At 52.9% G+C, this 22,521-nt stretch carries 21 protein-coding genes; 9 read left to right on the top strand and 12 right to left on the bottom strand.

Translation table 11 applies throughout. The annotated features are described in order from the left end of the window. Nucleotides 1–9: 9 nt before the first annotated feature. From pseG to FJM65_RS14085, 7 genes are all read right to left on the bottom strand, one after another. On the bottom strand, nucleotides 10–1,503 hold the full coding sequence (pseG, locus tag FJM65_RS14115; RefSeq protein WP_239022963.1) for a UDP-2,4-diacetamido-2,4,6-trideoxy-beta-L-altropyranose hydrolase: 1,494 nt from the start codon (nucleotides 1,501–1,503) through the stop codon (nucleotides 10–12). After that, nucleotides 1,496–2,188: a pseudaminic acid cytidylyltransferase gene (gene pseF, locus FJM65_RS14110; RefSeq protein ID WP_140622191.1), complete on the bottom strand. Its 693-nt coding sequence runs from the start codon at nucleotides 2,186–2,188 to the stop codon at nucleotides 1,496–1,498. Before pseF ends, pseG begins: the two co-directional genes overlap by 8 nt. Then, nucleotides 2,185–3,390, bottom strand: a complete 1,206-nt coding sequence (gene pseC, locus FJM65_RS14105) for a UDP-4-amino-4,6-dideoxy-N-acetyl-beta-L-altrosamine transaminase (protein WP_140622190.1) — start codon at nucleotides 3,388–3,390, stop codon at nucleotides 2,185–2,187. Before pseC ends, pseF begins: the two co-directional genes overlap by 4 nt. An 85-nt stretch (nucleotides 3,391–3,475) precedes the next feature. After that, entirely contained in the window at nucleotides 3,476–4,495 is a 1,020-nt protein-coding gene (gene pseB / locus FJM65_RS14100) for a UDP-N-acetylglucosamine 4,6-dehydratase (inverting) (RefSeq protein WP_140622189.1), read from the bottom strand. Nucleotides 4,496–4,648: 153 nt separating this feature from the next. Beyond that, nucleotides 4,649–6,277, bottom strand: a complete 1,629-nt coding sequence (locus FJM65_RS14095) for an AMP-binding protein (protein ID WP_140622188.1) — start codon at nucleotides 6,275–6,277, stop codon at nucleotides 4,649–4,651. A gap of 295 nt (nucleotides 6,278–6,572) precedes the next feature. Beyond that, nucleotides 6,573–6,869, bottom strand: a complete 297-nt coding sequence (locus tag FJM65_RS14090) for a hypothetical protein (RefSeq protein WP_140622187.1) — start codon at nucleotides 6,867–6,869, stop codon at nucleotides 6,573–6,575. A 127-nt stretch (nucleotides 6,870–6,996) separates the two neighbouring features. After that, nucleotides 6,997–8,322: a glycosyltransferase family 4 protein gene (locus FJM65_RS14085; RefSeq protein WP_140622186.1), complete on the bottom strand. Its 1,326-nt coding sequence runs from the start codon at nucleotides 8,320–8,322 to the stop codon at nucleotides 6,997–6,999. Between the two features lie 191 nt (nucleotides 8,323–8,513). Here FJM65_RS14085 and ffh point away from each other — a divergent pair, with 191 nt between their 5' ends. Then, entirely contained in the window at nucleotides 8,514–9,851 is a 1,338-nt protein-coding gene (ffh, locus tag FJM65_RS14080; protein WP_140622185.1) for a signal recognition particle protein, read from the top strand. A gap of 165 nt (nucleotides 9,852–10,016) precedes the next feature. Here ffh and FJM65_RS14075 read toward each other — a convergent pair whose 3' ends face one another. Further along, complete coding sequence (locus FJM65_RS14075; RefSeq protein WP_140622184.1) at nucleotides 10,017–10,502, bottom strand: nucleoside deaminase; 486 nt, start codon at nucleotides 10,500–10,502, stop codon at nucleotides 10,017–10,019. Between the two features lie 77 nt (nucleotides 10,503–10,579). Here FJM65_RS14075 and FJM65_RS14070 point away from each other — a divergent pair, with 77 nt between their 5' ends. Next, on the top strand, nucleotides 10,580–11,041 hold the full coding sequence (locus FJM65_RS14070; RefSeq protein ID WP_140622183.1) for a hypothetical protein: 462 nt from the start codon (nucleotides 10,580–10,582) through the stop codon (nucleotides 11,039–11,041). A gap of 328 nt (nucleotides 11,042–11,369) precedes the next feature. After that, nucleotides 11,370–11,981 (top strand): hypothetical protein, encoded by a 612-nt coding sequence (locus tag FJM65_RS14065; protein WP_140622182.1) that lies wholly within the window; start codon nucleotides 11,370–11,372, stop codon nucleotides 11,979–11,981. On the opposite strand, the gene FJM65_RS14060 is transcribed toward FJM65_RS14065, so the two are convergent. Next, entirely contained in the window at nucleotides 11,978–12,574 is a 597-nt protein-coding gene (locus FJM65_RS14060) for a DUF429 domain-containing protein (protein WP_140622181.1), read from the bottom strand. The two genes, FJM65_RS14065 and FJM65_RS14060, sit on opposite strands and share 4 nt — an antisense overlap. A gap of 214 nt (nucleotides 12,575–12,788) precedes the next feature. Here FJM65_RS14060 and FJM65_RS14055 point away from each other — a divergent pair, with 214 nt between their 5' ends. The 3 genes from FJM65_RS14055 to FJM65_RS14045 all read left to right on the top strand — a co-directional run bounded on the left by FJM65_RS14055 (nucleotide 12,789) and on the right by FJM65_RS14045 (nucleotide 15,159). Beyond that, nucleotides 12,789–13,499 (top strand): class I SAM-dependent methyltransferase, encoded by a 711-nt coding sequence (locus tag FJM65_RS14055; protein ID WP_140622180.1) that lies wholly within the window; start codon nucleotides 12,789–12,791, stop codon nucleotides 13,497–13,499. Nucleotides 13,500–13,541: 42 nt separating this feature from the next. Continuing rightward, a complete protein-coding gene (locus tag FJM65_RS14050; protein WP_140622179.1) occupies nucleotides 13,542–14,162 on the top strand; it encodes a hypothetical protein in 621 nt (206 codons plus the stop codon). Between the two features lie 88 nt (nucleotides 14,163–14,250). Further along, on the top strand, nucleotides 14,251–15,159 hold the full coding sequence (locus FJM65_RS14045) for a YihY/virulence factor BrkB family protein (protein ID WP_140622178.1): 909 nt from the start codon (nucleotides 14,251–14,253) through the stop codon (nucleotides 15,157–15,159). A 72-nt stretch (nucleotides 15,160–15,231) separates the two neighbouring features. On the opposite strand, the gene FJM65_RS14040 is transcribed toward FJM65_RS14045, so the two are convergent. Both FJM65_RS14040 and murB read right to left on the bottom strand, forming a co-directional pair. After that, the gene (locus tag FJM65_RS14040) at nucleotides 15,232–15,735 is read right to left on the bottom strand and encodes a hypothetical protein (RefSeq protein ID WP_140622177.1); all 504 of its coding nucleotides are present in this window, start codon (nucleotides 15,733–15,735) and stop codon (nucleotides 15,232–15,234) included. A gap of 113 nt (nucleotides 15,736–15,848) precedes the next feature. Then, complete coding sequence (gene murB, locus FJM65_RS14035; RefSeq protein WP_140622176.1) at nucleotides 15,849–16,865, bottom strand: UDP-N-acetylmuramate dehydrogenase; 1,017 nt, start codon at nucleotides 16,863–16,865, stop codon at nucleotides 15,849–15,851. A 213-nt stretch (nucleotides 16,866–17,078) separates the two neighbouring features. Here murB and FJM65_RS14030 point away from each other — a divergent pair, with 213 nt between their 5' ends. Further along, nucleotides 17,079–18,263, top strand: coding sequence for a THUMP domain-containing class I SAM-dependent RNA methyltransferase (locus FJM65_RS14030; protein WP_140622175.1), 1,185 nt, complete (start codon nucleotides 17,079–17,081; stop codon nucleotides 18,261–18,263). Between the two features lie 200 nt (nucleotides 18,264–18,463). Here FJM65_RS14030 and topA read toward each other — a convergent pair whose 3' ends face one another. Beyond that, entirely contained in the window at nucleotides 18,464–20,899 is a 2,436-nt protein-coding gene (gene topA, locus FJM65_RS14025; protein ID WP_140622174.1) for a type I DNA topoisomerase, read from the bottom strand. 164 nt (nucleotides 20,900–21,063) lie between these two features. On the opposite strand from topA, the gene FJM65_RS14020 reads away from it, so the two are divergent. After that, nucleotides 21,064–21,561: a SixA phosphatase family protein gene (locus FJM65_RS14020; RefSeq protein ID WP_140622173.1), complete on the top strand. Its 498-nt coding sequence runs from the start codon at nucleotides 21,064–21,066 to the stop codon at nucleotides 21,559–21,561. A 101-nt stretch (nucleotides 21,562–21,662) separates the two neighbouring features. Then, complete coding sequence (locus FJM65_RS14015; RefSeq protein WP_140622172.1) at nucleotides 21,663–22,409, top strand: ParA family protein; 747 nt, start codon at nucleotides 21,663–21,665, stop codon at nucleotides 22,407–22,409. Nucleotides 22,410–22,521: the final 112 nt, after the last annotated feature.

Below are 22,521 nucleotides of genomic sequence, written 5' to 3'. Positions count from 1 at the left end.
ACTTTGTTTTTACAGCCCCAGCACGAAGCGGAAGGCTTCCGGGTGCGCCGGGTTCGGCTCACCGTAGGTAAAGCCGGCTTTTTCGAAGGCCCTGACAGAGGCGGCATTGTCCCGCTGTACCAGCCCCTCCACCATGCTTTCGCCAGGGTAATCCTTTTTAAATCTCTCAACGCCTTTCTGCAGCACCACGTGCCCGAGGCCCACGCCCCGGAACTCCCTGGCGATGAGGTAGCCGATGGTGGCCTTGCCGTCCGAGAGGGTAAAGCGTATCTGCGCCGCGGGCTCGCCCGCAGCTTCCACGATGTAGATCGGTGTGTTCTTATCTGTTAACCTAGCCTTAAACCAGGCCTGGTGGTTGGCCAGAGGGATGGGCTCCGGGTTGAAGGAGTGCCGCCGCACCTCGGGGTCATTGTTCCAGCCGTAGACCAGCAGCACGTCCTCGGCCGTGGCATTTCTGAGCGTAAGGCTGGCGGCAAGGCTGAGTCTGCGGAACTCCTCCCGCAGCCGCTCGTCGCTACTGCCGTCGAAGTTCTGCCGCTGCACCTGTACCTGCTGTCTGAAATCCGTAGCTATACTTGCCAGTACCATGCTTTGCGGCCCCTCATACTTTCGGGCCAAGCCAGTGCTTGTCAGAAAGCTGTAAAGCCCTGCCTGGTTATCGGCCGTCTGCAGCACGAAGAGCAAACCGCCCACGGCGGCATACTCGTAGGCCACGCCGCTGGCGGAGGTGAGGGAAAGGGCGCATGAGTGCATGAGCCGGCACATTGCCCCGGCGCCCAGGTTGCGGTGCAGCCGTAGGTGCTTCTTTCCCCGTAGCCAGTCCTGCAGCTCGGGCAGGTGCTTGTATGCCCCGCCCACCACGATCTCAACGGCAGGTATGCTTTCTAGCTCCGACAGCTCCTTTGCCAGCCGCAACGTGTGGTTCTCCGGGTCCGCTCCGCCCAGGTTCAGCAGCAGGCGCAGTTCGCCTTGTGGCAGAGTACGCTCTTGCCTGGCAGCTTTTAGGAATGGCGGACGCAGCAGCGCGTACTGCGGGCCCAGCAGGAGTTTGGTGTAGGGGGCGGTTTTATACGTTTCTTTCGTTATGCCGCCCGCAAAATTAATCACGGCATCGGCCACAAAGGCATAGGCGTGGATATCGTCGATGCATACTAGGACGCAGCCTTTTGCTTTTATCCTTTGCTGGTAGGCCGTGTCGAAGCGGTAGCCGTCGAGCACCACCACGTCGGTTGGCCGCAGCACCTGCGCTGCCAGGTACTCTGTCTCTTGCCCGCTCACCTCCCGCTCCGGCAGATAGATCACCTCGTCGCACACCTCGCGCAGCTGCCTCTCCAGAGACTCCTCCGGCTCCTGTATGGCGAAGACGCAGTGGAACTCCTCCTGCAGCATCTGCGCCAGCGCCAGCGAGCGCACCACGTGCCCCAGCCCGATGCGGCTGTTGCCGTCGGCGCGGAAAAGGATGCTCGGTTTTATTAGGTTTATGTCTTTGTTAGGTTTAAGCAAGGTTGTGTAGCAGTTTATACTTCAGTTCAGCCAGTTTCCAGTCCGTCTCGCTGTCAATGTCCTGCGCCTGCAGCTCGGAGACCTCCACCACGCCGGAGTTAGCGGTGAACAGCTTCCTGTCCTCCAGAAACCTATCTACCCTGAGCCAATAGAACTGCCCAGCGTCGTGGAAGGCGGCTGGCAGGTCCTGCGAGCGGCTCTGAAGGTGCTCGGGCCAGTTCATCACGGCCCTGCCGTCCTCTACTTTGAGGCTGCGCCAGATCGGGTAGGAGAAGCGCAGCACCGGGAACACCGTGTCATAGTTTCCTTCCAAAAGCTTGCTGTGGCTTTGTATTAGCATCTCCGCAGTCACGAAGGGCGCGGTGGGGTAGAGGCAGCAGGCGGTGTCAAAATGCTTTCCTTGCGCTGCATACTTCTCCAGCACCTCCTCCAGCACCTGTGCCGTGGTGGCCAGGTCATCCGAAGCCTCTACACTCCTCCTAAAAGGCACCTTTGCGCCACACTCTAAAGCGACCTTCGCTATTTCCTCATCATCCGTGGAGACCATCACCTCCTCAAAAAGCCCCGACTTTACAGCTGCCTCAATGGAGTAGGTGATAATAGGCTTGCCCAGGAAGTCCTTTATGTTCTTCCTGGGGATGCGCTTGCTGCCCCCGCGGGCGGGTATGATGGCCAGGCTTCTCACCGCTGCACGAACTCAATTACCTTCTCAATCACAAACTTCTGTTCCTCCTGCGTCAGCGAGGGGTACATCGGCAGGCTCAGGCATTCTTCATAGTAGTGCTCCGCCGCCGGGAAGTCGCCCTCCCTGTAGCCCAGGCCGCGGTAGTAGGGCATGGTGTGGGCGGGGATGTAGTGCACCTGCGCCAAGATTTTGTGCTCCCGGAGGTAATCGTACAGCCCCTTGCGGTCCTCGACGCGGATGACGTAGAGGTGGTAGGCGTGGCCCGTCTCCTCTTCGTGCATCGCGGCAGGGGTTGTCTTCAGCGTCTGGATGCCTACCACACTTGAAAAAGCGCGGTCGTATACCTTGGCGATGCCGCGGCGGCGGGCCAGGCCGGCCTCGGCGCGCTGCAGTTGGGAGAGGCCCAGGGCGCAGAGCATATCGGGGATGCGGTAGTTGTAGCCCAATTCCTGCATCTCCATGTACCAGCCGCCGTGGTTCTCCTCCAGCAATTCAGGGTCGCGGGTGATGCCGTGGGTGCGGTAGAGCAAAAGCTTTTGGTACAGCGCCTCGTCGTTGGTGGTGACCATGCCGCCCTCGCCGGTGGCAATGTGCTTGACGGGGTGGAAGGAGAAGATCGAAAGGTCAGCGTAGCGGCCGTTGCCGCAGCGCTGCTTCTCCCCTTGGCTGTCGATAAAAGAGCCGCCGGGGGAGTGGGCCGCATCCTCGATGAGCCACAGGCCGTGCTCGTCGGCCAGCTGCCGGAACGCCTCCAGGTTCACCGGGTTGCCGGCGAAGTCCACGGGGATGATGCCGCTGTAGTAGCCTTTGGGCTTGCTCTCCACCAGTTGGCGTACCTTCTCCACGTCCAGCAGGGCCGTGGCGGGGTCGATGTCACAGAACTCGACGGTGCCGCCGCAGTAGCGCACGCAGTTGGCCGAGGCCACGAAGGTAATGGGGGTGGTGATCACCCGGCTCTGCTCGCCCACGCCCAAAGCCAGCGTGCACAGGTGCAGGGCGGCCGTGCCGTTGGCGCAGGCCACGGCGTATTTCGCACCCACATACTTAGCAAAGGCCTCCTCGAACTGCGCCACCTTCGGCCCCTGCGTCAGATAATCAGACTGCAGCGTTTCCACCACCGCCTGAATGTCGTCCTCGGTGATGTACTGGCGGCCGTAAGGAATGGGCTTTTGGTGAGTTCTGAGTTCTGGGTTCTGAGTCATGAGGTTTAATGAATAATGAATAGTGACTAACGATCAATTCCTCTTCGGGATGGCTGATACCTTATTAGTCATTCATCATTAGTAATTATACATTAAAATTTGGGTCTACGTGCTGGCGTATCTGCTCGCGTAGTTGTTCTACGGAGAGCCAGTCGGTGTTGGTACCGGAGTTGTACTTGAAGCCCAGTTCTACCATTTTGCCTTTGTGCGCTTCCAGAAATTTTTCGGTGCTCCATATCGGGGTAGAGGGCAGAATCACATAATATTTATCCAGCTCCACCGTGTTCAGCGAGTCTGTTTCGGTGATCATCTCCTCGTGCAGCTTCTCGCCCGGGCGAATACCCACGATCTCCTGCTCGCAGTTCGGGCCAATGGCCTCTGCCACATCTGTAATGCGGTAGGATGGGATTTTCGGCACGAAGATCTCGCCGCCCCAGTGATGCTCCAGCGCATGGAAAACCAGCTCCACACCCTCTTCCAGGGAGATGTTAAAGCGGGTCATGTCGGGGTGGGTGATGGGCAGTACGCCGTCGGCACGCTTTTTCAGGAAGAAGGGCACCACAGAGCCCCGGGAGCCGATCACGTTGCCGTAGCGCACCACCGAGAAGCGGATGTCGCGCTTGCCGCGCATGTTATTGGCCGCCACAAATAGCTTATCGGAACATAATTTGGTGGCACCATAGAGGTTGATCGGCGCAGCGGCCTTATCAGTGGAAAGCGCCACCACATCCTTTACGCCACAATCCAGGGCGGCATTGATCACGTTTTCGGCGCCGAGCACGTTGGTTTTAATGCACTCCATGGGGTTATACTCAGCGGCAGGTACCTGCTTCAGGGCGGCGGCATGCACGATGATGTCGATTCCCTCGCAGGCACGTTTGAAGCGGTCGCCGTCGCGCACATCCCCAATAAAATAGCGGATGGAGTTATACTTGCTGTGCGGGAAAACCTGCGACATCTCAAACTGCTTGAGTTCATCGCGCGAGTAAATCACCACTCTTCTCACGTTCGGGAAGCGGGCATACACCATCTCCACGAATTTCTTTCCGAACGAGCCTGTACCGCCCGTTACCAGTATAGCCTTGTTGTTAAGGTCTAATGCCATGCTGCGTTTTTGCTTTATACTATGGGTGCAAAATGGTCACCCAATCCTGCTGCAAGATACTTATTTTTACCGGAAGGCTGCACGGGCGAACCAAGGTGATCATACTATAAAAAGAAAGCGGCCTTTGTAGAGGCCGCCTTCGGTTGTGAAACTTTATACTTGCTTAGATACTGCCAAACCCAATTCTTTGGTGGATAGCTCCCGCATCTCCACTTTCCGGATCTTTCCGGTGACGGTCATTGGGAACTCCTCCACGAATTTCCAGTACCTGGGAATTTTGACGGTGGCGATCCTGCCTTTGCAGAAGGCCTCGATGTGCTCCGGTGTGGCCGTAGCGCCTTCTTTCAGCTTTACCCAGGCCATTACCTGTTCGCCATACTTTTGGTCCGGCACCCCGATCACCTGCACATCCACGATGGCTTCATGCGTCATCAGGAACTCCTCCACCTCGCGCGGGGCAATGTTCTCGCCACCCCGGATAATAAGGTCTTTGATGCGCCCTACGATCTGCACGTAGCCTTGCTCGTCCATCACGGCCAGGTCTCCAGTGTGCATCCAGCCGTTGTGGATGGCCTTGGCCGTGGCCTCGGGCATATCCCAGTAACCCAGCATCACGGAGTAGCCTCGGGTGCAGAGCTCGCCTTTCTTACCGCGCGCCACCACCTGACCTGTTTCCGGATCCACGATCTTCACCTCCAGGTGCGGATGCACAGTGCCAACAGTGGATACGCGCTTTTCCAGGGGATCATCGGTGCGGCTTTGGAGTGAGACAGGGCTTGTTTCCGTCATGCCGTAGCATACCGTTACTTCCTGCATGTTCATCTTTTGCTGCACTTTTTTCATGGTTTCCACTGGACAGTTGGAGCCCGCCATCACTCCGGTTCGCAGCGAGGAGAAATCATACTTGTGGAAGTTCGGGTGATCGAGCTCGGCGATGAACATGGTGGGCACGCCGTAAAGGGAGGTGCATTTTTCTGCCTGAACCGTCTGCATCACCTGCTCCGGTTCAAAAAACTCGCCCGGTATCACCATGCAGGAACCGTGGGTAATACAGGCCAGGTTGCCGATTACCATGCCGAAGCAATGGTAAAAAGGCACCGGAATGCACACGCGGTCCTGCTCGGTATATTTTAAGATCTCGCCGATAAAGAAGCCGTTGTTCAGGATGTTGTGGTGCGAGAGCGTGGCGCCTTTGGGGTAGCCAGTGGTGCCGGAAGTATACTGTATGTTGATCGGGTCGTCGAACTGCAGCGTCTGTTCCCGTGCCTCCAGTTCTGCGGTAGTTATACTTTCACCGGCTTTTAGGAAAGCTTCCCAGTCGCGGTCCAAGATTACCGTTTGCTCCGGAAAATCGCAGGTGGGGCGGATCTCCTCCAGCACCTCCACATAGTTCGTTTTCCGGAAATTGGGGGCGGCGATAAGTAGATTTATCCGGCTCTGGCGCAGGGCGTACTGCAGGTCGTTGGTTTTGTAGCCGGGGTTGATGGTCACCAATATGGCGCCTACACGCGCCGTGGCGAACTGCACCAACACCCACTCGTAACGGTTCGGCGACCAGATGCCCACGCGGTCGCCGCGCTTTATGTTTAATGCCAGCAAACTCTTGGCCACCTGCTCCACCTGTTCCCAAAACTCACTGTAAGTAGCCCGGTAGTGCTGCGACACCATCACCAGCGCTTCGCGGTCGCCATACTTCTCCACGGTGCTTCTCAGGCTCTGGCCAATGGTTTCGCCGCGCAAGGGAGTGGTGCTGACGCCATGGCTATAGGAAAGGGTATTCATGTTCTGAAATAAGGGTAATTTTAAAGTCCAAATTTCAAAAGATTCAAGCTGCCGGAGATATTAATCCGCAGATTAAGCTACGATTTCTAACGCTGGAGTTTGGGGCATTTATAAAGTATAAATAACAATCAAGGAGAACCAATAAGGCAGAAAGGTCTACGATTTCAAACTTATACATAGGGTGCCATTTTGGCTTGTTGGTGCAGCCAAAGCACGCAGTATAGCATATCAAAGAATGAAATCTGTTGGCAAGCGGTTTTCTTCTTTAGTTTTGGTTGGTCCAGATGAGATAAACCTATCGAACCCAGAAAAACCAAATCATCATCAGTAAAGACAATATCCAAAAATAAGAGGAGTACAAGTAGCCTTTTGCTTTTCCATTTTCAACTTCTCTTTGTTTAAAGTAAATAGTAACTAAAGCTAAAGGTGTGATTACTTCTATACCACCAAGCATATAAATGTACTTGAGCGAGTCATCCGGATTTGACTTTTTAAACGTGAAAAATCCTACAGCAATGATTAACGCCATCAACAAAGCGGGTAACATCAGCCCAATGAAGAATGTGAAAGAACTCATTTTTTCATTCTTCATTAATCATGCAGGTATAAAGTGTGAGACCATTTTAATCTATGAAGTTGCCTTTGCATAAGATGTACCAGCGCGTGGCGGGGCAAGTATAAAACTATACCTATTTCTTTCAGGAAGTATAAAACCCGAGCTACTGCCGCACCAGATTCATGATCACCTTCGCCAGTTCCTCCGTCAGCGCCTCTCGTGAGAAGCGGGAGTGGTTGATATAAGGCAGGTCCAGGTTCGGATTGATCTTCCAGGCTTTGCTCCATTGATTTAAGTGGTCTACCATCAGATCGTAGGCGGTGTAGTGGAACAGGCGGCCTGCCCCGCACTCATCTATGATGTGGTCCATGTCGGAGTGCACCGGACCGAGCGCGATGATGGGCTTGTTGGAAGCCAGGTATTCGAACAGCTTGCCCGGCACGTTGGCGTACACGTTCTCCACATCGGCGATGGCCAGGAAGAGCACGGTGCTCTCCATCATGTACTTGATGGCCTCCTGGTGCGGCACGTAAGGTATAAACTCTGTTATGCCCAGCACACCGGCCTTCTCGATCCGCTTTTTCATGCCCTCCGACACCTTCCCCACAAAACGCAGTTTGTAATTTATGTCGCTGTGCATCGAAAGCATGTGTGCCAGCACCTTCAGGAACACATCAATGTTATAGTGCTCGGTGATAGTGCCGGTGTAGGTGATCAGGAACTCGTCTTTCGGGGGATGGCTCTGGTACACAAAGTCCTGCGCGTCGTAACCATTCGGGATTACGTGGATTTTGCGTGCGTCTATACTTGCCGGCTTGTTCAGGAAAAGGCGCTTGGTGTCCTCGCTCGTTACAATAACGGCATCGGCCTGCTCCAGCACCTGCCGCTCATACTTCTCGTCCAGCCGCTTGGCAATGGGCGTGTGCAGCAATTGGTCGTAGTAGTGGATGTTCGTCCAGGGGTCGCGCAGGTCGGCTACCCAGGGCAGGTTATACTTTTGCTTCAGCTTCAGGCCGATAAGCTGCGTAGAGTGCGGCGGACTAGTGGTCACGATGGCTTTATACTTGCCGCCCTGCAACAATTCATTGGCCTTGCGTATCGCATGCTTGTTCCAGCCCACGCGGGCATCGGGTATAAAAAGATTGCCGCGCACGAACTTAAACAGCTTGTCTACCAGCGTGTCCTTGGACTGCTGGTTAGCGAAGCCGCTGTAGGGAATCTCTTTTTTGCCTGATAATTTCTTGTAGTACTCAAAAGGCTCTGAGGTGGCGGTGCGGTATACCTGCAGCCCCTCGGGAACTTCCTGGGCAAAGGTTTCGTCCAGAAGAGGGTAGGAGGCCTGCTTCTCGTCTACGGTGAGCACGGTGGGGCAAACGCCGAACTGGGGCAGGTATTTGCAGAATTTTAGCCCACGCTGCACGCCCGGTCCGCCCGATGGTGGCCAGTAGTAGGAGATGTAAAGTATATCGGTTTGGTCAGTTTCTTTCAAAGCTTTCGGTACTATGCAATTGTTCTCAAATATAGGGAATAAAACATTCCGATATTGGCTTTACGCGCCATGAAGGCTGCTGTTGTATTTATACTTTTGTAGTAAGGATAACCTCTCGCGCCGCTGCCGTACATTTAAGTAGTAAGTTTTGCTGATATTCCGTATTTTTGTAGGTAAATCCAGAAAAGAACATGTTCGATAATTTAAGTAACAAGTTAGACCGTGCCTTTAAAACGCTGAAAGGCCAGGGAAGCATTACCGAGATCAACGTAGCTGCCACTATTAAAGAGGTGCGCCGCGCCCTTGTGGATGCCGATGTAAACTATAAAGTTGCCAAAACTGTCACCGACAACATCAAAGAGAAGGCTCTTGGCCGTGATGTACTTATCGCTGTGTCTCCGGGCCAGCTGATGGTGAAGATCATGCACGAGGAGCTGACCGAGCTGATGGGCGGCGAGAAGCAGGACATCAACCTGAAAGGCGAGCCGGCGATCATCCTCATTTCTGGTCTGCAGGGTTCTGGTAAAACAACCTTTACGGGCAAGCTGGCCAATTATATTAAAAAGCAAGGCCGCAGCGTAATGGTGGCTGCCTGCGACGTGTACCGTCCGGCGGCGATAAACCAGCTGCAGGTGCTGGCCGAGCAGGTGGGCGTTGAGGCTTATACCGAGCCGGAGAACAAAAACCCGGTGCAGATTGCCTTGAACGCGATTGAGCACGCCAAGAAAACGCACAAGAAAGTAGTCATCATCGATACTGCCGGTCGTTTGGCCGTGGATGAGGCGATGATGAAAGAGATAGCCGAGATCAAAAAGGCCATCAACCCAACCGAGACCCTGTTCGTGGTAGACTCCATGACGGGCCAGGATGCGGTGAACACAGCCAAGACCTTTAACGAGCGCATCAACTTCGACGGCGTGGTGCTGACGAAGCTCGACGGTGACTCGCGTGGTGGTGCGGCCCTTTCTATCCGTGCCGTGGTGGAGAAGCCGATCAAGTTTATCTCTACCGGTGAGAAGATGGAGGCGCTGGACCTGTTCTACCCGGATCGTATGGCGCAGCGTATCCTGGGCATGGGCGACGTGATCTCCCTGGTGGAGCGCGCGCAGCAGGCCTTCGACGAGGACGAGGCGAAGCGCATCAACAAGAAGATCCGCAAGAACCAGTTCAACTTCGACGACTTCCTGACGCAGCTGGAGCAGATCAAGAAGATGGGTGATATTAAAGACCTGGTTGGGATGATACCGGGCGTAGGCAAGGCCCTGAAGGATGTGGAGATCGACGAGAACGCCTTCAAGCCAATCGAGGCCATCATTAAATCCATGACGAAGCAGGAGCGCGAGAACCCGGACATGATCAGCGGCAGCCGCCGTGCCCGTATTGCCAAAGGCAGCGGTACCGACGTGACGCAGGTAAACAACCTGATGAAGCAGTTCAACGACATGCGCAAAATGATGCGCTCGATGAACAAGATGGCCGGCAAACGCGGCGGCCTGGGCAACCTGGCCAACATGATGAAGCAGCGCTAGTCTCAGATCAGACCTGGCCCTTAACAGCCAGGCATAAAATAAAAATCCGCTGGTTATACCCTTAAAAGTATGGCCAGCGGATTTTTTATACTTCCAAATCAAGTATACCTTACCTCTCTACCTCTCTACCTCTCTACCTCTCTACCTCTCTACCTCTCTACCTCTCTAATAAGCTTGCTTGTCGGATTTCTTTTCCCATGCTTCAAAGGCCTTAATGGCTTTCTCCGGCAATAGTTGCTCCATCGGAATGCGCCGCTGCGCTGCGGGCTTCTTTAGTTCCTCATATATAAAAGAGTCATCAAAGCCGATGCGTGCCGCCTCCTGGTGCGGGTTGCCGTAGTAAATCTTTTTTATCCTGGCCCAGTAAATGGCGCCCAAACACATGGGGCAGGGCTCGGAACTGGCGTAGATCTCACAGTCCGACAGATCGTGGGTGCCCAATACCTGGGAGGCAGCACGGATAGCCTCTACCTCGGCGTGGGCCGTTGGGTCGTGGGTGTGCAGCACTTTATTGTAGCCACGGGCAATCACGGTGCCGTTTCGCACGATCACAGCCCCGAAAGGCCCTCCGTAGCCTTCCATCATTTTATTGTAAGACAAGTTTACGGCCTCTTGCATAAAGCCTTTCTGCAGGGTGTGGGTGCTTTCCATAAAATCTTTTAGCAGGTTTTGATAGTATATATAGATAGGATGTAAGTTGTATCGATTAGGATTTAACGTGTAGGTTTATGTTTTCCACGCTGTTTATACTTCTGACTCTTACTGCAGATCCTGCCCCAATGTTCAGGGGAAACAATACGTTTTTTGAAATGCAACAGCGGGATTCAATCGCCATACTTTCTAAAACGTGGGTGCTGCAGGAAAAGCTCTATGCTCATGAGGGGCAAAAGGAGCCGGCATATCCACAGGAAAGCTTACGCCTGACCTTTATGAAGAATGGCTACTATAAACTGGTGCGGCTAAACAGTACACCAAATAATGTGAATGGGGCAGAGGTGGTAGAGGAGGGCCGCTGGGAGCTGGACACGGGCAAAGGCTACATCAGCATGCAAACGCGGGAGGTAGATGGCAGGTCGATTATGAGCGTGATGCTGCCGCGGTGGGAAGTGTGGGAACTCAGCGAGGATAAGCTGGTACTGCGTCAGTTTGCCCCGGCAAGTACTTACCTGGTGTTTGAGGCAGAAAAGTAAATAGCTTATACTTCACTTGTGCCTTAAAAATGCATACTCGAAGTATAAGCTATTGCAATTGTGGCTCCATCCGGAGCAATGCCTGTATCTGAATATATAAGCGAAGATATACTTATGTCTATTTAAAATATGACTTTTGCTTTATTATCCTTACGGTGTTTTGCTTAACATGTTTTAACTAGCGATAAGCTGAGCCTTGAAGATGTGCGAGTTTTGGCCGCATGCGCTTCTTTAAATCCTACTTTGTTAGTGCTTGAGCTGTAATATCTTAATCAGGAGATAAGCCGTATGTGTAGGAAAAATGAATGGATCAAAACGAACACTTACTATGAACAGACTAACTAAATTACTGCCTTACTTCACCTTATCTTTTATGTTGGTGCTTGCCAGCTGTTCCGCCACCAAGGAGCAACAGGTAGAGGATGAGCTGGCAGATTTCAGAAACTGGGTTAGCAACGCTACCGCTAACGTGGCAGATCGTACCGAGGAAGACTGGGAGCGCGCCAGAGCCGATTTTAAAACGCGCACGCAGGAGCTGGACCAGAAGTCAGAAAATTTCTCAGAGGAGCTGAAGCAAGATTATAAAAACCTGAAAGCGGAGTTTCAGAATGCTGACGAGGAATACCGGCGCGCAAACGAAGCCCCGGCGCTGGGCGAGTGGGAGGGAAACCTGCTGGGCAATTGGGCCAACTACGACAGCATTAACGAAGAGAACGTGCGCGAGGCATACATCACGCTACTGGAAAACGTGCGGCAGCAGAGAGGCACCTGGGATGACCAGGATTGGGAGATGGCAAAACAGGTGATGGAGAAGCTAAACACGCGCAAAAACGAACTCGACGCCAGTAAAATACCAACCGATACGGAGGTGAAGATCAAAGCGCTGCAGATGGAGTTCCATACCCTGGAAACAGCGGCAGACGCTACTGATGAGAACTAAACGATGATGCGGCCTTCGGTTGCATCGCCGTAAAGTACAGATTTTCCGTTTAGATGCCTTTTTCCTGAAAGCCAGCAGAGTATGGCATCCACCTGGTGCCAGTTGGTGGGCATTTGCTGCAGCTTAACATGGCTTACCTCCTGTAGCGCATGGGCGTAAGCGTCTATCCCTTCCAGGCCCTTTTTATAGCCGGAGAGTTGCGGCAGCAGGAACCGGCAAGCCTGGCTCGGGTAGGTTTCCAACACTGCCACACCCTCGGCGGCCAGCTGCGTGCGCAGTTTCATGGCGCGTGCCGTCATCCCTCCTAAAAACATAGGCGACATGGCCTGCACCTCCCGGTCGGCTTTCCGGAAGAAAAAGTCGGCCTCAGGAGAGGCGGCGGCTTGGTCGGTGTATACTTTGGGCAGCGTTAGCGGCGCATCTATAAACACGGCTTTCGGCCTTTTCTCCCGGATCAGCTTCAGCAGCCAGGCGTCGGCGTCGGCCTTTCGCTCGCACTGCCACACCCGTAGCTGCCCGTCTTCCTCCATCGCCACCGCCGTGTTGCCTGATAGCTTCTCGCTGAAATCAACGCCTATATGGCTTCCTGTCATTTGGTTTTAGCTGTTGTTGATGCTATTTATACTTGCCTGGTCCGGCATTAGGTTTACTTTTTTCAAAAGCCACCGCCCGCTCATCTAAAGGTTAATTTTAACGGACGAAGTATAAAATGGCGTACCTTTGCACTATCTATAAACCTGCTGGGCAGATAAGGCAACAGGAGCATCCCACCTCCTGACCCAAATTCTCCCCAATATATGCGATCCCATGAAAAACGACCCGATAGGAACTGCCCTGCTCGACTACCTCGCTGGCGAAGAAGAGGCGGAGATAACCGTTGAAAGCAACCTGACAGAAGATGACGTGATCCCGGTGTATTACCTATTCCGGAGCGAAGAGGAGATGCCCGAGCTGGAGACGGAGGCGCTTGCTGCCTGCAGGGGCGCAGTGTTGGATATAGGAGCCGGGTCCGGGTGCCATACACTGGCGCTGCAGAAGCGGGGGCAGCAGGTTACCGCCCTCGATATTTCTGCTGGCGCCGTGGAAGCCATGCAACGGCAGGGGGTGAGGCAGGTGTCGCACAAGGATATCTTCGATTTAAAGGACGCCTCATTCGATACGCTGCTGATGCTGATGAACGGCATCGGGATAGCCGGCACACTGGAGGGGCTGGACCGTTTCCTGGAGCACGCAAAAGCGCTCCTGAAGCCTGGCGGGCAAATTCTGCTGGAGTCGTCTGATATTCTGTACATGTATGAGGAGGAAGACGGCTCTGTGCTGCTGGACCTGAATGCTGGCTATTATGGCGAGGTAAAGTATAACATGAAGTATAAAGATCAGGAGAGCGGGTGGTTTAACTGGCTCTTCATTGATCCGTCCATACTGGAGGATTATGCTGTAAAACACGGCTTTACATTTGAGCTGCTGCTGGAAGGCGAAGCCGGAAATTACCTGGCACGGCTGGAGGTGGAAGGATAGGGTAGTATAGCCTAAGGTTGAAAGTATAAAGAATGAGGTGCCATGAAGAAATTCACAATTTTCAAGCCTGACTCTTTTTCCTGGACAACAACATCTGTAAGCTATATTTATATAGCCGGTATTGTGATGTCCATTCTGGTCTTAAAGTTTTTGTTGCATGTACCAGACTTCCATCCTATTTACAAGTATTTGCTATATGCTACTTTGCTTCCATTTTTCTATCGCATCATTTGCAGTGTACTGGTTGTAAACAAGTATAGGCCCTTAAAAGGTAAGCTTGAAGGAGACCTCGTTTTCGATAAAGACTCTATTGCAGTTGACAAGGACACCTACCTTTTAAAAGATATCAGCCACATTGTGATTGAAGGAAACGATTGGTTGGGTGCAGAAAAAAGTCACAGAAGCTTTAGTAACTATTTCGAAAACATACTATCTCAAGGTGTTGATAATACAGCAACCATCAATCTACTAGATGGGCGAATAGTCAAAACAAAGTTTCAAAAGTTATGTGCCTGTGAGTTGAAAGAGGTTGAGGATGTATTTTTACATTACTATCTCAACAACAAAATAACATCTACCCAAATAGCGGAGAACCTCTGTCTCTCAGTTGAGGAAAGGGAGCGTATTTTGAAAAGAATGAAGTTGCAGCAAATAGCAGGCTAGTACAGAATAACTTATATCAACAAGCCACTGTTCGCCGTAGGTATACCTGTTTCCAACCTGCATCAATGCTCTGGAAAGGTATAAACACATGAACAAAAAACTAACACTTAGCTGGACCCTTATCAAGCGCACCTTTAAAGAGTTTGGCAACGACCGGCCTCTGGATTGGGCGGCTATTATCGGGTTTTATACTATTTTCTCGCTGCCTGCAGTGCTAATTATCACGCTGCGCATTGCCGGAATCGTATTCGGCGAGGAGGCGGTTCAGGGTGAGTTGGCCCGGCAGATAGGCGGCATCGTGGGCCGCAGCGGCGCCCAGCAGATCCAGAACATAATCGAGCACGCAGATCAGTCGGCCAGTTCTACGGTGGGGACCATTATCGGTGTCTCTACCATGATTTTTTCGGCAACCACTGTGTTTGTGGCGCTCCAGGACTCTTTGAATGCCATGTGGGAAGTACGGGCAAAGCCGGAGCGCGGCTGGGTTAAACTGGTGGTTGAGCGCGTTCTCTCGCTGGCCATGGTGGTAAGTTTAGGCTTTCTGCTGCTGGTCTCGCTCTCGGTGGATGTGGTGATGGGACTGATCAGCGATTTTCTGCGGGAGGAGTTCTCCGGGATCGCCGTTTACCTTATCACGGCGGGTAATGCGGTTATCTCCATACTTGTCGGTATTATCATCTTTGCTGCTATTTTTAAAGTGCTGCCGGATGCCAAAATTCGGTGGCCTAATGTATGGGTGGGTGCTACCGTAACGGCGGTGCTTTTTGTGCTGGGCAAGTTTATCCTCAACATTTACTTCCAACACGACCCGCTGGCCGATACTTATGGCGCGGCAGGCTCATTGGTGCTGATACTGGTGTGGGTATACTATGCCTCGGTTATCTTTCTGCTGGGGGCGGAGTTTACGCAGGTATACTCCAGAATGCGCGACAACGGGATCCGGCCCGAGGATAACGCCGTGAAAGTGGAGACGCACGAGATAGAGAAGGACGCTTGACAAGCTCAGTATAAAGTATAACCCCTCTGCCAGAAAGCCCGGCAGAGGGGTTATACTTGTATTGGTGTTTTGCTATCTGGTAAAACGCATTTCTGTTTCTACCGGGTCGCCGTTCGTGTAGGCCTCTATCTGCTGCGGCGTAATGCCAATAATCTGCCCGATCAGGATCATATTTTGGTTGCTGAGCGTCATGCTGACATCCAGGTTGTTTTCCGTGAGCCTCTCCAGCTGCATCTCGCCAAACATGTCCACGTTTATGGCCGTTTCGTCTGCGTTAAAAGACCAGTCGCCTTCCATGGTCTGCTCCTGGCCGTTGGCCTGAAACTCGGCAAGGTAGGTGTTGTCTTCGTGGAAGGTGAGGCGCAGTGTTTCGAAAACGTCTGCATTGTCGCCCACGCCCGGTATGGCAGCCACGTCTATGCCGTTTAGCAGCACTTTATCGCCCTGCCACGGGCTGGCTGTCAGTGTTTCTGTTTTGGATGGTTCTGCAGGCTCATCGTCATCATCGTCACAGGAAACAAGCATGCCGGCAGTTAATAGCAGGGCCAGGTATAGTATGTAATTTCTAAGAAGCATAAGAATTCGTTTAGGTGGTCATACAGAAGTTTATGTATAGAGGATATAGCGCAGGATTCTACAAATGGTTATACTTCCGGAGCACTATATTTTTACCCACAACCGATCCATTCTTACATGATGTTTACCTCTGCACTCAGCCTTATCCCGAATTTGTCTTCTACTGTTTGTATAATGTTATGAGCAAGCTGCTGGATGTCATGGCCTTTGGCGCCGCCATAGTTTACCAGCACGAGCGCCTGGTTCTTGTGCACGCCATAGTTGCCGAGTACTTTGCCTTTCCAGCCGCACTGCTCAATCAGCCAGCCGGCCGGCACCTTCACGGTAGTTTCTGAAACAGGGTAGGAGGGCATTTCAGGATATTTTTTCTGCAGCTCCTCAAACTGCTCCAGCGGAATCTCCGGGTTCTTGAAAAAGCTGCCGGCGTTGCCGATCTGCTTCGGGTCGGGCAGCTTGCTTTGGCGGATGTGGCACACGGCGGCGCTGACATGCTGTATGCTTGGCGCCTGCACCTGCATTTCCTCTAAGGTAGATTTTATAGCCCCGTAGGATGTGTTTAGCTTGTGCTTTTTGTGCAGCCTGAACGTGACGTGGGTGACGATGTACTGGCCCTTCAGCTCATTTTTGAACACGCTCTCGCGATAGCCAAACCGGCAGGCTTCGTTATCAAACACCCGCACCTCACCTGTTTCCAGGTTTACCGCCTCCAGCTCGTGAAAAACGTCTTTTAACTCCACGCCATAGGCTCCGATGTTCTGCAGCGGGGCAGCGCCCACAGTACCCGGTATCAGCGAAAGATTCTCCACGCCTCCTAGATTCTCAGACAAAGTATGAAGTACAAACTCATGCCATACTTCGCCGCCGCCGGCTTTCAAGTAGACATGCTCCTCGTCCTCGGCTACCTTTTCAATGCCTTTAACGCCATTCTGCAGCACCACACCCTCAAAATCCTTGGTGAACAGCAAATTGCTGCCGCCGCCAAGTATAAGCTTCTGCTCTTGCTTTAGCTCGGGCAACTGCAGTAGTTCCTGTAGCTCTTCTACAGAGTCGAAGCGGGCAAAGAGCCTGGCTTTAACATCTATGCCAAAGGTATTGTATGGTTTTAAAGGGAAATCGGTCTGCAGTTTCATAAGCGGGTAATTTGCCGTAAAGATAACTTTAGTAGTTAAGAGTAAAAAACGATGAGCTCTTAGTTGATGATGTTGCGAGAGCTGCCGTAGATAGTGTAACGCAGGATCTAAATCTTCATTGACCGGATTACCTTAAGTACCAGAGCTCATAATTCTAAATTCATAACTCTTAAATCTTAGCGCTATCTTTGCAGCTGGATAAAAGTATGAAGTATGGCGAAGAAAGCACCAAACGAGAATTTTAACATTATTGCCACCACGCTTGCCGGCTTGGAGGAGGTACTGGCCCAGGAGCTGCGCGACCTGGACATGGAGTTTGTAAAGGCAGGAAACCGCGCCGTGACCTGCTCCGGTAACCTACGCCAGCTTTACGAGGCCAACCTGTGGTGCCGCACCGCCATCCGCATACTGAAGCCCATCCGCCAGTTTAAAGCCCGCGACGAGAAGAACCTGTACGAGCAGGTGCAGAAAACCGATTGGTCAGAGCTGATGGACCTGGACATGACCTTTGCCATTGATGCTGTGGTGAGCCACTCTACCTTTGAGCACTCGCTGTATGTGGCCCAGCTCACCAAAGACGCCATCGTGGACCAGTTCAGGAAGAAAACAGGCGAACGTCCTTCCGTGGACCGTATCCGACCGGATGTGCGCATCAACCTGCACATGCACGATAATCTGGTTACGCTCTCCTTAGACTCCTCCGGCGAGTCCTTGCACCGCCGCGGGTACCGCCTGCAAACCAACGTGGCACCGCTGAACGAAGTGTTGGCCGCCGGCATCATTGCCCTGTCCGGCTGGGATAAAAAGTCGCCCTTCATTGACCCGATGTGCGGCTCCGGTACCTTTTTGATAGAAGCCGCCCTGATGGCGCAGAACATCGCACCCGGCCTGTTCCGCCGCGACCCGTACGGCTTTGAGAAATGGAAAGACTATAGCGAGCCGCTGTTTGAGATGGTATGGAACACAGCCGAAGCCAAAGAAAAGCGCACACCGCAGGCGCAGATCGTCGGCTACGACCTGGACGCCGACTACATAGACGCTGCCTTGAACAACATCGAGAACGCGGGGCTTCAGAACTATATCCAGGTGCAGCAGGCTAACTTTTTTGAAACACATGCGCCGGAGGGCCATGGTGTGGTGGTGATGAACCCGCCGTACAACGAGCGAATCCAGTCAGATGATATTAACCTGCTTTACAAAAATATCGGGGACACGCTCAAGAACAACTACCAGGGCTACGATGCCTTTGTATTTACGGGCAACCTGGAAGCGGCCAAAAACGTGGGGCTGCGCACCTCCCGCCGCGTGCCGCTCTACAACGGCTCCATCGATTGCCGCCTGTTGAAGTATGAATTATACCGCGGCTCCCGCAAAAGTGGGGGAGAGGCTGCGGAGTAAGTATAGTGCTGATACCTAATCAACCCGCGCATTAGCCACCCAAGTCCGTTCCAAGAGATGTTTTTTCTACAGTACCAAATTCCCTCCTAGGAGGGGTTAGGGGTGGGTTTATACTTACATAGCTTTTGCAGGACCTGATTATACTTAAACTAAAAGAGCACCTGGCTAAGGTGCTCTTTTAGTTTAAGTTATACTTTATACTATGCCTTTTTCTTCGGCGCAGCTTTCTTGGCGGTAGTGGCTTTTTTAGAGGATGCCGCCTTGGCTTTAGTGGCAGTTTTCTTCGTGGCTGCCGGCTTATCGGCATCAGCTTTCTTTTTGAAGCCGCCACGGCCTTTCTTCTCCGGAGTGGCCTCAGCCAGCGCTATACATTCCTCCAGTGTCAGTTCGCTCGGCTCCTTGTCCTTCGGGATCTTCACGTTCTTTTTGCCGGCTACAATGTAGGGACCGTAACGGCCGTTGAGCACCTGTATGTCGGGGTTCTCCGGGAAAGACTTGATGAGCTTCTCCGCGTCCGCTTTGCGCTTGGCCTGTATCAGCTCGATGGCTTCCTCGGCTGTCACCTTCAGCGGGTCCAGCGTTTTGGGTAGCGAGTAGAATTTACCGTCGTGACGGATGTAGGGTCCGAAGCGCCCTATGGCCGCCGTCATGTCCTTTTCTTCAAAAGTGCCCACAATACGCGGCAACTTAAACAGCTCCAGTGCATCCTCCAAGGCCAGGCTTTCAATGAACTGGCCTTTGCGCAGGCTGGCATACACCGGTTTCTCACCGGTTTCCTCGTTCTCCTCGCCCAACTGCACGTAAGGCCCGAAGCGTCCAAGCTTTGCCACGATGGTTTTGCCTGTTACCGGGTCAGTGCCCAACTCGCGGGCGCCGGAGACCTCTGCCCTAGAAATGTTCTCGCTCGACTCAATGCGCTTGTGGAATTTCTCGTAAAACTTCTCCAGCATGTCTTCCCACTCTTTCTGGCCCTGCGCAATCTCATCAAACTCCGCCTCTACACGCGCTGTAAACGAGTAGTCGATCACGTTCGGGAAATGCTCGACCAGAAAGTCGTTCACCACCATGGCCGTGTCAGTCGGGAAGAGCTTGGCTTTCTCTGCTCCCGTAATTTCGGTTTTGGTTTGGGTGGTGATGTTATCGCCTCTTAAGGTAAGCACCTGGAAGTTACGCTCTTTGCCTTCGCGGCTGTCTTTCTCCACATACCCACGCTTTTGTATGGTAGAGATAGTAGGCGCATAGGTAGACGGACGACCGATGCCCATTTCCTCCAGTTTCTTCACCAGGCTGGCCTCTGTATAGCGGGCCGGTGGACGGCTGTAACGCTGCGTGGCCAGCATTTGGCGCAGATTTATACTTTGGCCGATGCTCAGCGGCGGCAGCATGCCTTTCACATCCTCGTCAGCCTCTTCTTCATCGTCCTTCGACTCGATGTATACTTTCAAAAAGCCCTCAAACTTGATCACCTCACCGGTAGCCTGCAGCTTCTGGTCGGGCTGCGTGGAGATGCCGATGGTGACGGTTGTTTTCTCGATCTCAGCGTCAGCCATTTGCGAGGCGATGGCGCGTTTCCAGATCAGCTCGTACAGGCGCTGCTCGTTACGGTCTGAGCTGCCTACCATTTTAGAAAAATCCGTAGGGCGAATAGCCTCGTGTGCCTCCTGTGCCCCGGATGATTTTGTTTTGAAACGGCGGTTCTTTACAAACTTCTCCCCGAACGAACGCTGGATCTCCTGGCTGGCTCCTTGGATGGCCTCTTCCGACAAGTTCACCGAATCAGTACGCATGTAGGAAATCTTACCGGCCTCGTACAGGCGCTGCGCGATGGTCATGGTTTGGGCCACCGAGAAGTATAGCTTGCGGCTGGCTTCCTGCTGCAGGGTAGAGGTGGTAAAGGGCGGGGCAGGGCTGCGCTTCAGCGGCTTCTGCTCCAGGTTCTCTATCTTATACTCTGCCCCGATACATTGCTGCAGAAATGCCTGTGCCTCTTCCTCGGTCTTGAACTTTTGCGGAAGCTCTGCCTCCAGTGTGCGGCCCTGTACATCAAATGAGGCAGTGATACGGAAGCTGGCTTCTGCTTTAAACTTTTCAATGTCGCGCTCGCGCTCAACTACCAGGCGCACCGCCACCGACTGCACACGGCCTGCCGAAAGACCGGTCTTGATCTTCTTCCAGAGCACCGGCGACAGCTCAAAGCCTACGAGGCGGTCAAGGATTCGGCGGGCCTGCTGGGCGTTCACCAGGTCCATGTCGATGCCACGCGGCGAGCTGATGGCGTTGAGGATGGCGTTTTTGGTGATCTCCCGGAAAACGATGCGGCGCGTCTTGGCGTCGTTCAGGTTCAGGGCCTCGGTCAGGTGCCACGAAATGGCCTCTCCCTCGCGGTCGTCGTCCGATGCAAGCCAGACGGTTTCCGCTTCCTTGGCCAGCTTGCGCAACTGCGACACCACTTCCTTTTTATCGCTGGAGATAACGTAGGTGGGTTTAAACCCGTGCGCTACGTCAATGGCGTTGTTGTCTTTAGGCAAGTCGCGCACGTGGCCGAAGCTAGACTTCACGACAAAGTCTTTCCCTAAGTATCCCTCTATTGTCTTTGCCTTGGCAGGCGACTCTACTATGACTAAGTTTTTTATCATCCTTTATATTTACAGGGCGAACCGGCTAAATTTTGCCCAAAGTTCAAATAATTTTTTAAACAATTACAACCTTACTTCGTATTACACAGGTTTAACTGTGTCAGTTACTACAATTAGCCATCACCGGCTAGACGCTTAATCTATACGGTCACTTTTGATATTCTATGCAAAGAATCGTACTCCTCTGCCGGCACGCCGAAGCGGTTGACCCTTTTCCGCTTCAGCCGGACTTTGAACGCGAGCTTACACCGGCAGGCCAGAAACAGGCCCGGAACACCGGGAGGTGGCTCCGCGAAAATTATGTTAAGACCGATGCCATACTGGCTAGTCCGGCCAACCGCGCCAACCTCACCGCCCGCTTAATTGCCGGCAAGTTATACTTTGATGAGGAGCAGATAAGTTATAACCCGGACCTCTACAATGCCCGCGAGTCACAGCTCCTGAAAAGCCTGAGCGAACTTCCTGATCATGTGAAACAGGTGCTGCTAGTAGGCCATAACCCCGGCCTCACGCGCCTGGCCCGTGATCTGTCCGGCAACTTGCAGCTGGGCTACATGGAGCCTGCCAGTGTCGTGGCCGTGGCACTTCAGTTGCCCGAGTGGCAGGAAATTTACGCTACTTCCGGCGTGCTGCTGCATCAGCACATAGGGCAGGGTGTATGATCTGCAGGCTATGCCGATACTTTTAAATTATACTTTATTTCTTTAGATTAGTGGCATGGCAGACACGTTAGCCATGCACAGGCACCCTTAAAACCCGCATAATGAAGACTAATGTAGTGGCCGTGATTAACCAGAAAGGCGGCACTGGCAAAACAACTACAACCATAAACCTGGGCAGCGCCCTCAGCAAACAGGGCAAAAAAGTGCTGCTACTGGACCTGGACCCCCAAAGCAATCTTTCCTACTCGCTGGCCGTCACAAACCCGCAGGCTTCACTGGCCGACGTTTTCCAGGGCGATAAAAGTATAAACGACATAGTAGTTGAGAAGAACGGCGTTTGGGTAGCCCCTGGTTCCAACGAGTTGGTAGATATCGAGATTTCGCTTGTGTCGCAGCCGGAGCGGGAAAAATTTTTGAAGACCATACTTGCGCAGGCTAAAGGCTTTGATTTTATACTTATAGATTGCCCGCCATCGCTCTCGGTGCTAACGCTAAATGCCTTAACTGCAGCGCAGGAGGTGCTGATTCCGCTGCAAATGGAGGTGCTTACCCTACAGGGACTGGACCAGATTATGAACACAGTTCAGAAAGTGCGGAAAGCCTTTAACCCTAAACTTAAAATAAAAGGCATCGTAGTGGTGATGTTTGATGTGCGTCGGAAGCTGAGCCTGGAGGTGCTGGAGTACCTGCAGGAGAACGTGAAGGAGAAGATCTTCCAAAGCCAGATCCGGATGAACGTGAAGCTGGCGGAGGCGCCTTCGTTCGGAAAAAGCGTGCTGGATTACGACGCCTCCTCTAACGGCGCCCGAGACTACGCCGCATTGGCAGCGGAGTATCTCGAGCAATAAGCGCGAATACCTTCCCCTAGATCGGGAAATATCATACTTTTATAGTAAATTGCACTAACTAAATCTTTCGCTGTAAGCACCGCTTGCATTTTTTAGCTCTTGTGGTGCCGCA

The organism is Pontibacter mangrovi, assembly GCF_006385705.1.
In the GTDB taxonomy this organism is placed as follows: Bacteria; Bacteroidota; Bacteroidia; order Cytophagales; family Hymenobacteraceae; genus Pontibacter; species Pontibacter mangrovi.
The sequence above is the reverse complement of the archived record's forward strand: the minus strand, read 5'-3'. Positions and strand labels throughout refer to the sequence as shown.

Excerpts from the sequence above, each read along its gene's own strand:
- pseC (WP_140622190.1), bottom strand. The coding sequence starts at position 3,390 with ATGACTCAGAACCCAGAACTCAGAACTCACCAAAAGCCCATTCCTTAC.
- pseB (WP_140622189.1), bottom strand. The coding sequence starts at position 4,495 with ATGGCATTAGACCTTAACAACAAGGCTATACTGGTAACGGGCGGTACA.
- FJM65_RS14095 (WP_140622188.1), bottom strand. The coding sequence starts at position 6,277 with ATGAATACCCTTTCCTATAGCCATGGCGTCAGCACCACTCCCTTGCGC.
- FJM65_RS14090 (WP_140622187.1), bottom strand. The coding sequence starts at position 6,869 with ATGAAGAATGAAAAAATGAGTTCTTTCACATTCTTCATTGGGCTGATG.
- ffh (WP_140622185.1), top strand. The coding sequence starts at position 8,514 with ATGTTCGATAATTTAAGTAACAAGTTAGACCGTGCCTTTAAAACGCTG.
- FJM65_RS14075 (WP_140622184.1), bottom strand. The coding sequence starts at position 10,502 with ATGGAAAGCACCCACACCCTGCAGAAAGGCTTTATGCAAGAGGCCGTA.
- FJM65_RS14070 (WP_140622183.1), top strand. The coding sequence starts at position 10,580 with ATGTTTTCCACGCTGTTTATACTTCTGACTCTTACTGCAGATCCTGCC.
- FJM65_RS14065 (WP_140622182.1), top strand. The coding sequence starts at position 11,370 with ATGAACAGACTAACTAAATTACTGCCTTACTTCACCTTATCTTTTATG.
- FJM65_RS14060 (WP_140622181.1), bottom strand. The coding sequence starts at position 12,574 with ATGACAGGAAGCCATATAGGCGTTGATTTCAGCGAGAAGCTATCAGGC.
- FJM65_RS14055 (WP_140622180.1), top strand. The coding sequence starts at position 12,789 with ATGAAAAACGACCCGATAGGAACTGCCCTGCTCGACTACCTCGCTGGC.
- FJM65_RS14050 (WP_140622179.1), top strand. The coding sequence starts at position 13,542 with ATGAAGAAATTCACAATTTTCAAGCCTGACTCTTTTTCCTGGACAACA.
- FJM65_RS14045 (WP_140622178.1), top strand. The coding sequence starts at position 14,251 with ATGAACAAAAAACTAACACTTAGCTGGACCCTTATCAAGCGCACCTTT.
- FJM65_RS14040 (WP_140622177.1), bottom strand. The coding sequence starts at position 15,735 with ATGCTTCTTAGAAATTACATACTATACCTGGCCCTGCTATTAACTGCC.
- murB (WP_140622176.1), bottom strand. The coding sequence starts at position 16,865 with ATGAAACTGCAGACCGATTTCCCTTTAAAACCATACAATACCTTTGGC.
- FJM65_RS14030 (WP_140622175.1), top strand. The coding sequence starts at position 17,079 with ATGGCGAAGAAAGCACCAAACGAGAATTTTAACATTATTGCCACCACG.
- topA (WP_140622174.1), bottom strand. The coding sequence starts at position 20,899 with ATGATAAAAAACTTAGTCATAGTAGAGTCGCCTGCCAAGGCAAAGACA.
- FJM65_RS14020 (WP_140622173.1), top strand. The coding sequence starts at position 21,064 with ATGCAAAGAATCGTACTCCTCTGCCGGCACGCCGAAGCGGTTGACCCT.
- FJM65_RS14015 (WP_140622172.1), top strand. The coding sequence starts at position 21,663 with ATGAAGACTAATGTAGTGGCCGTGATTAACCAGAAAGGCGGCACTGGC.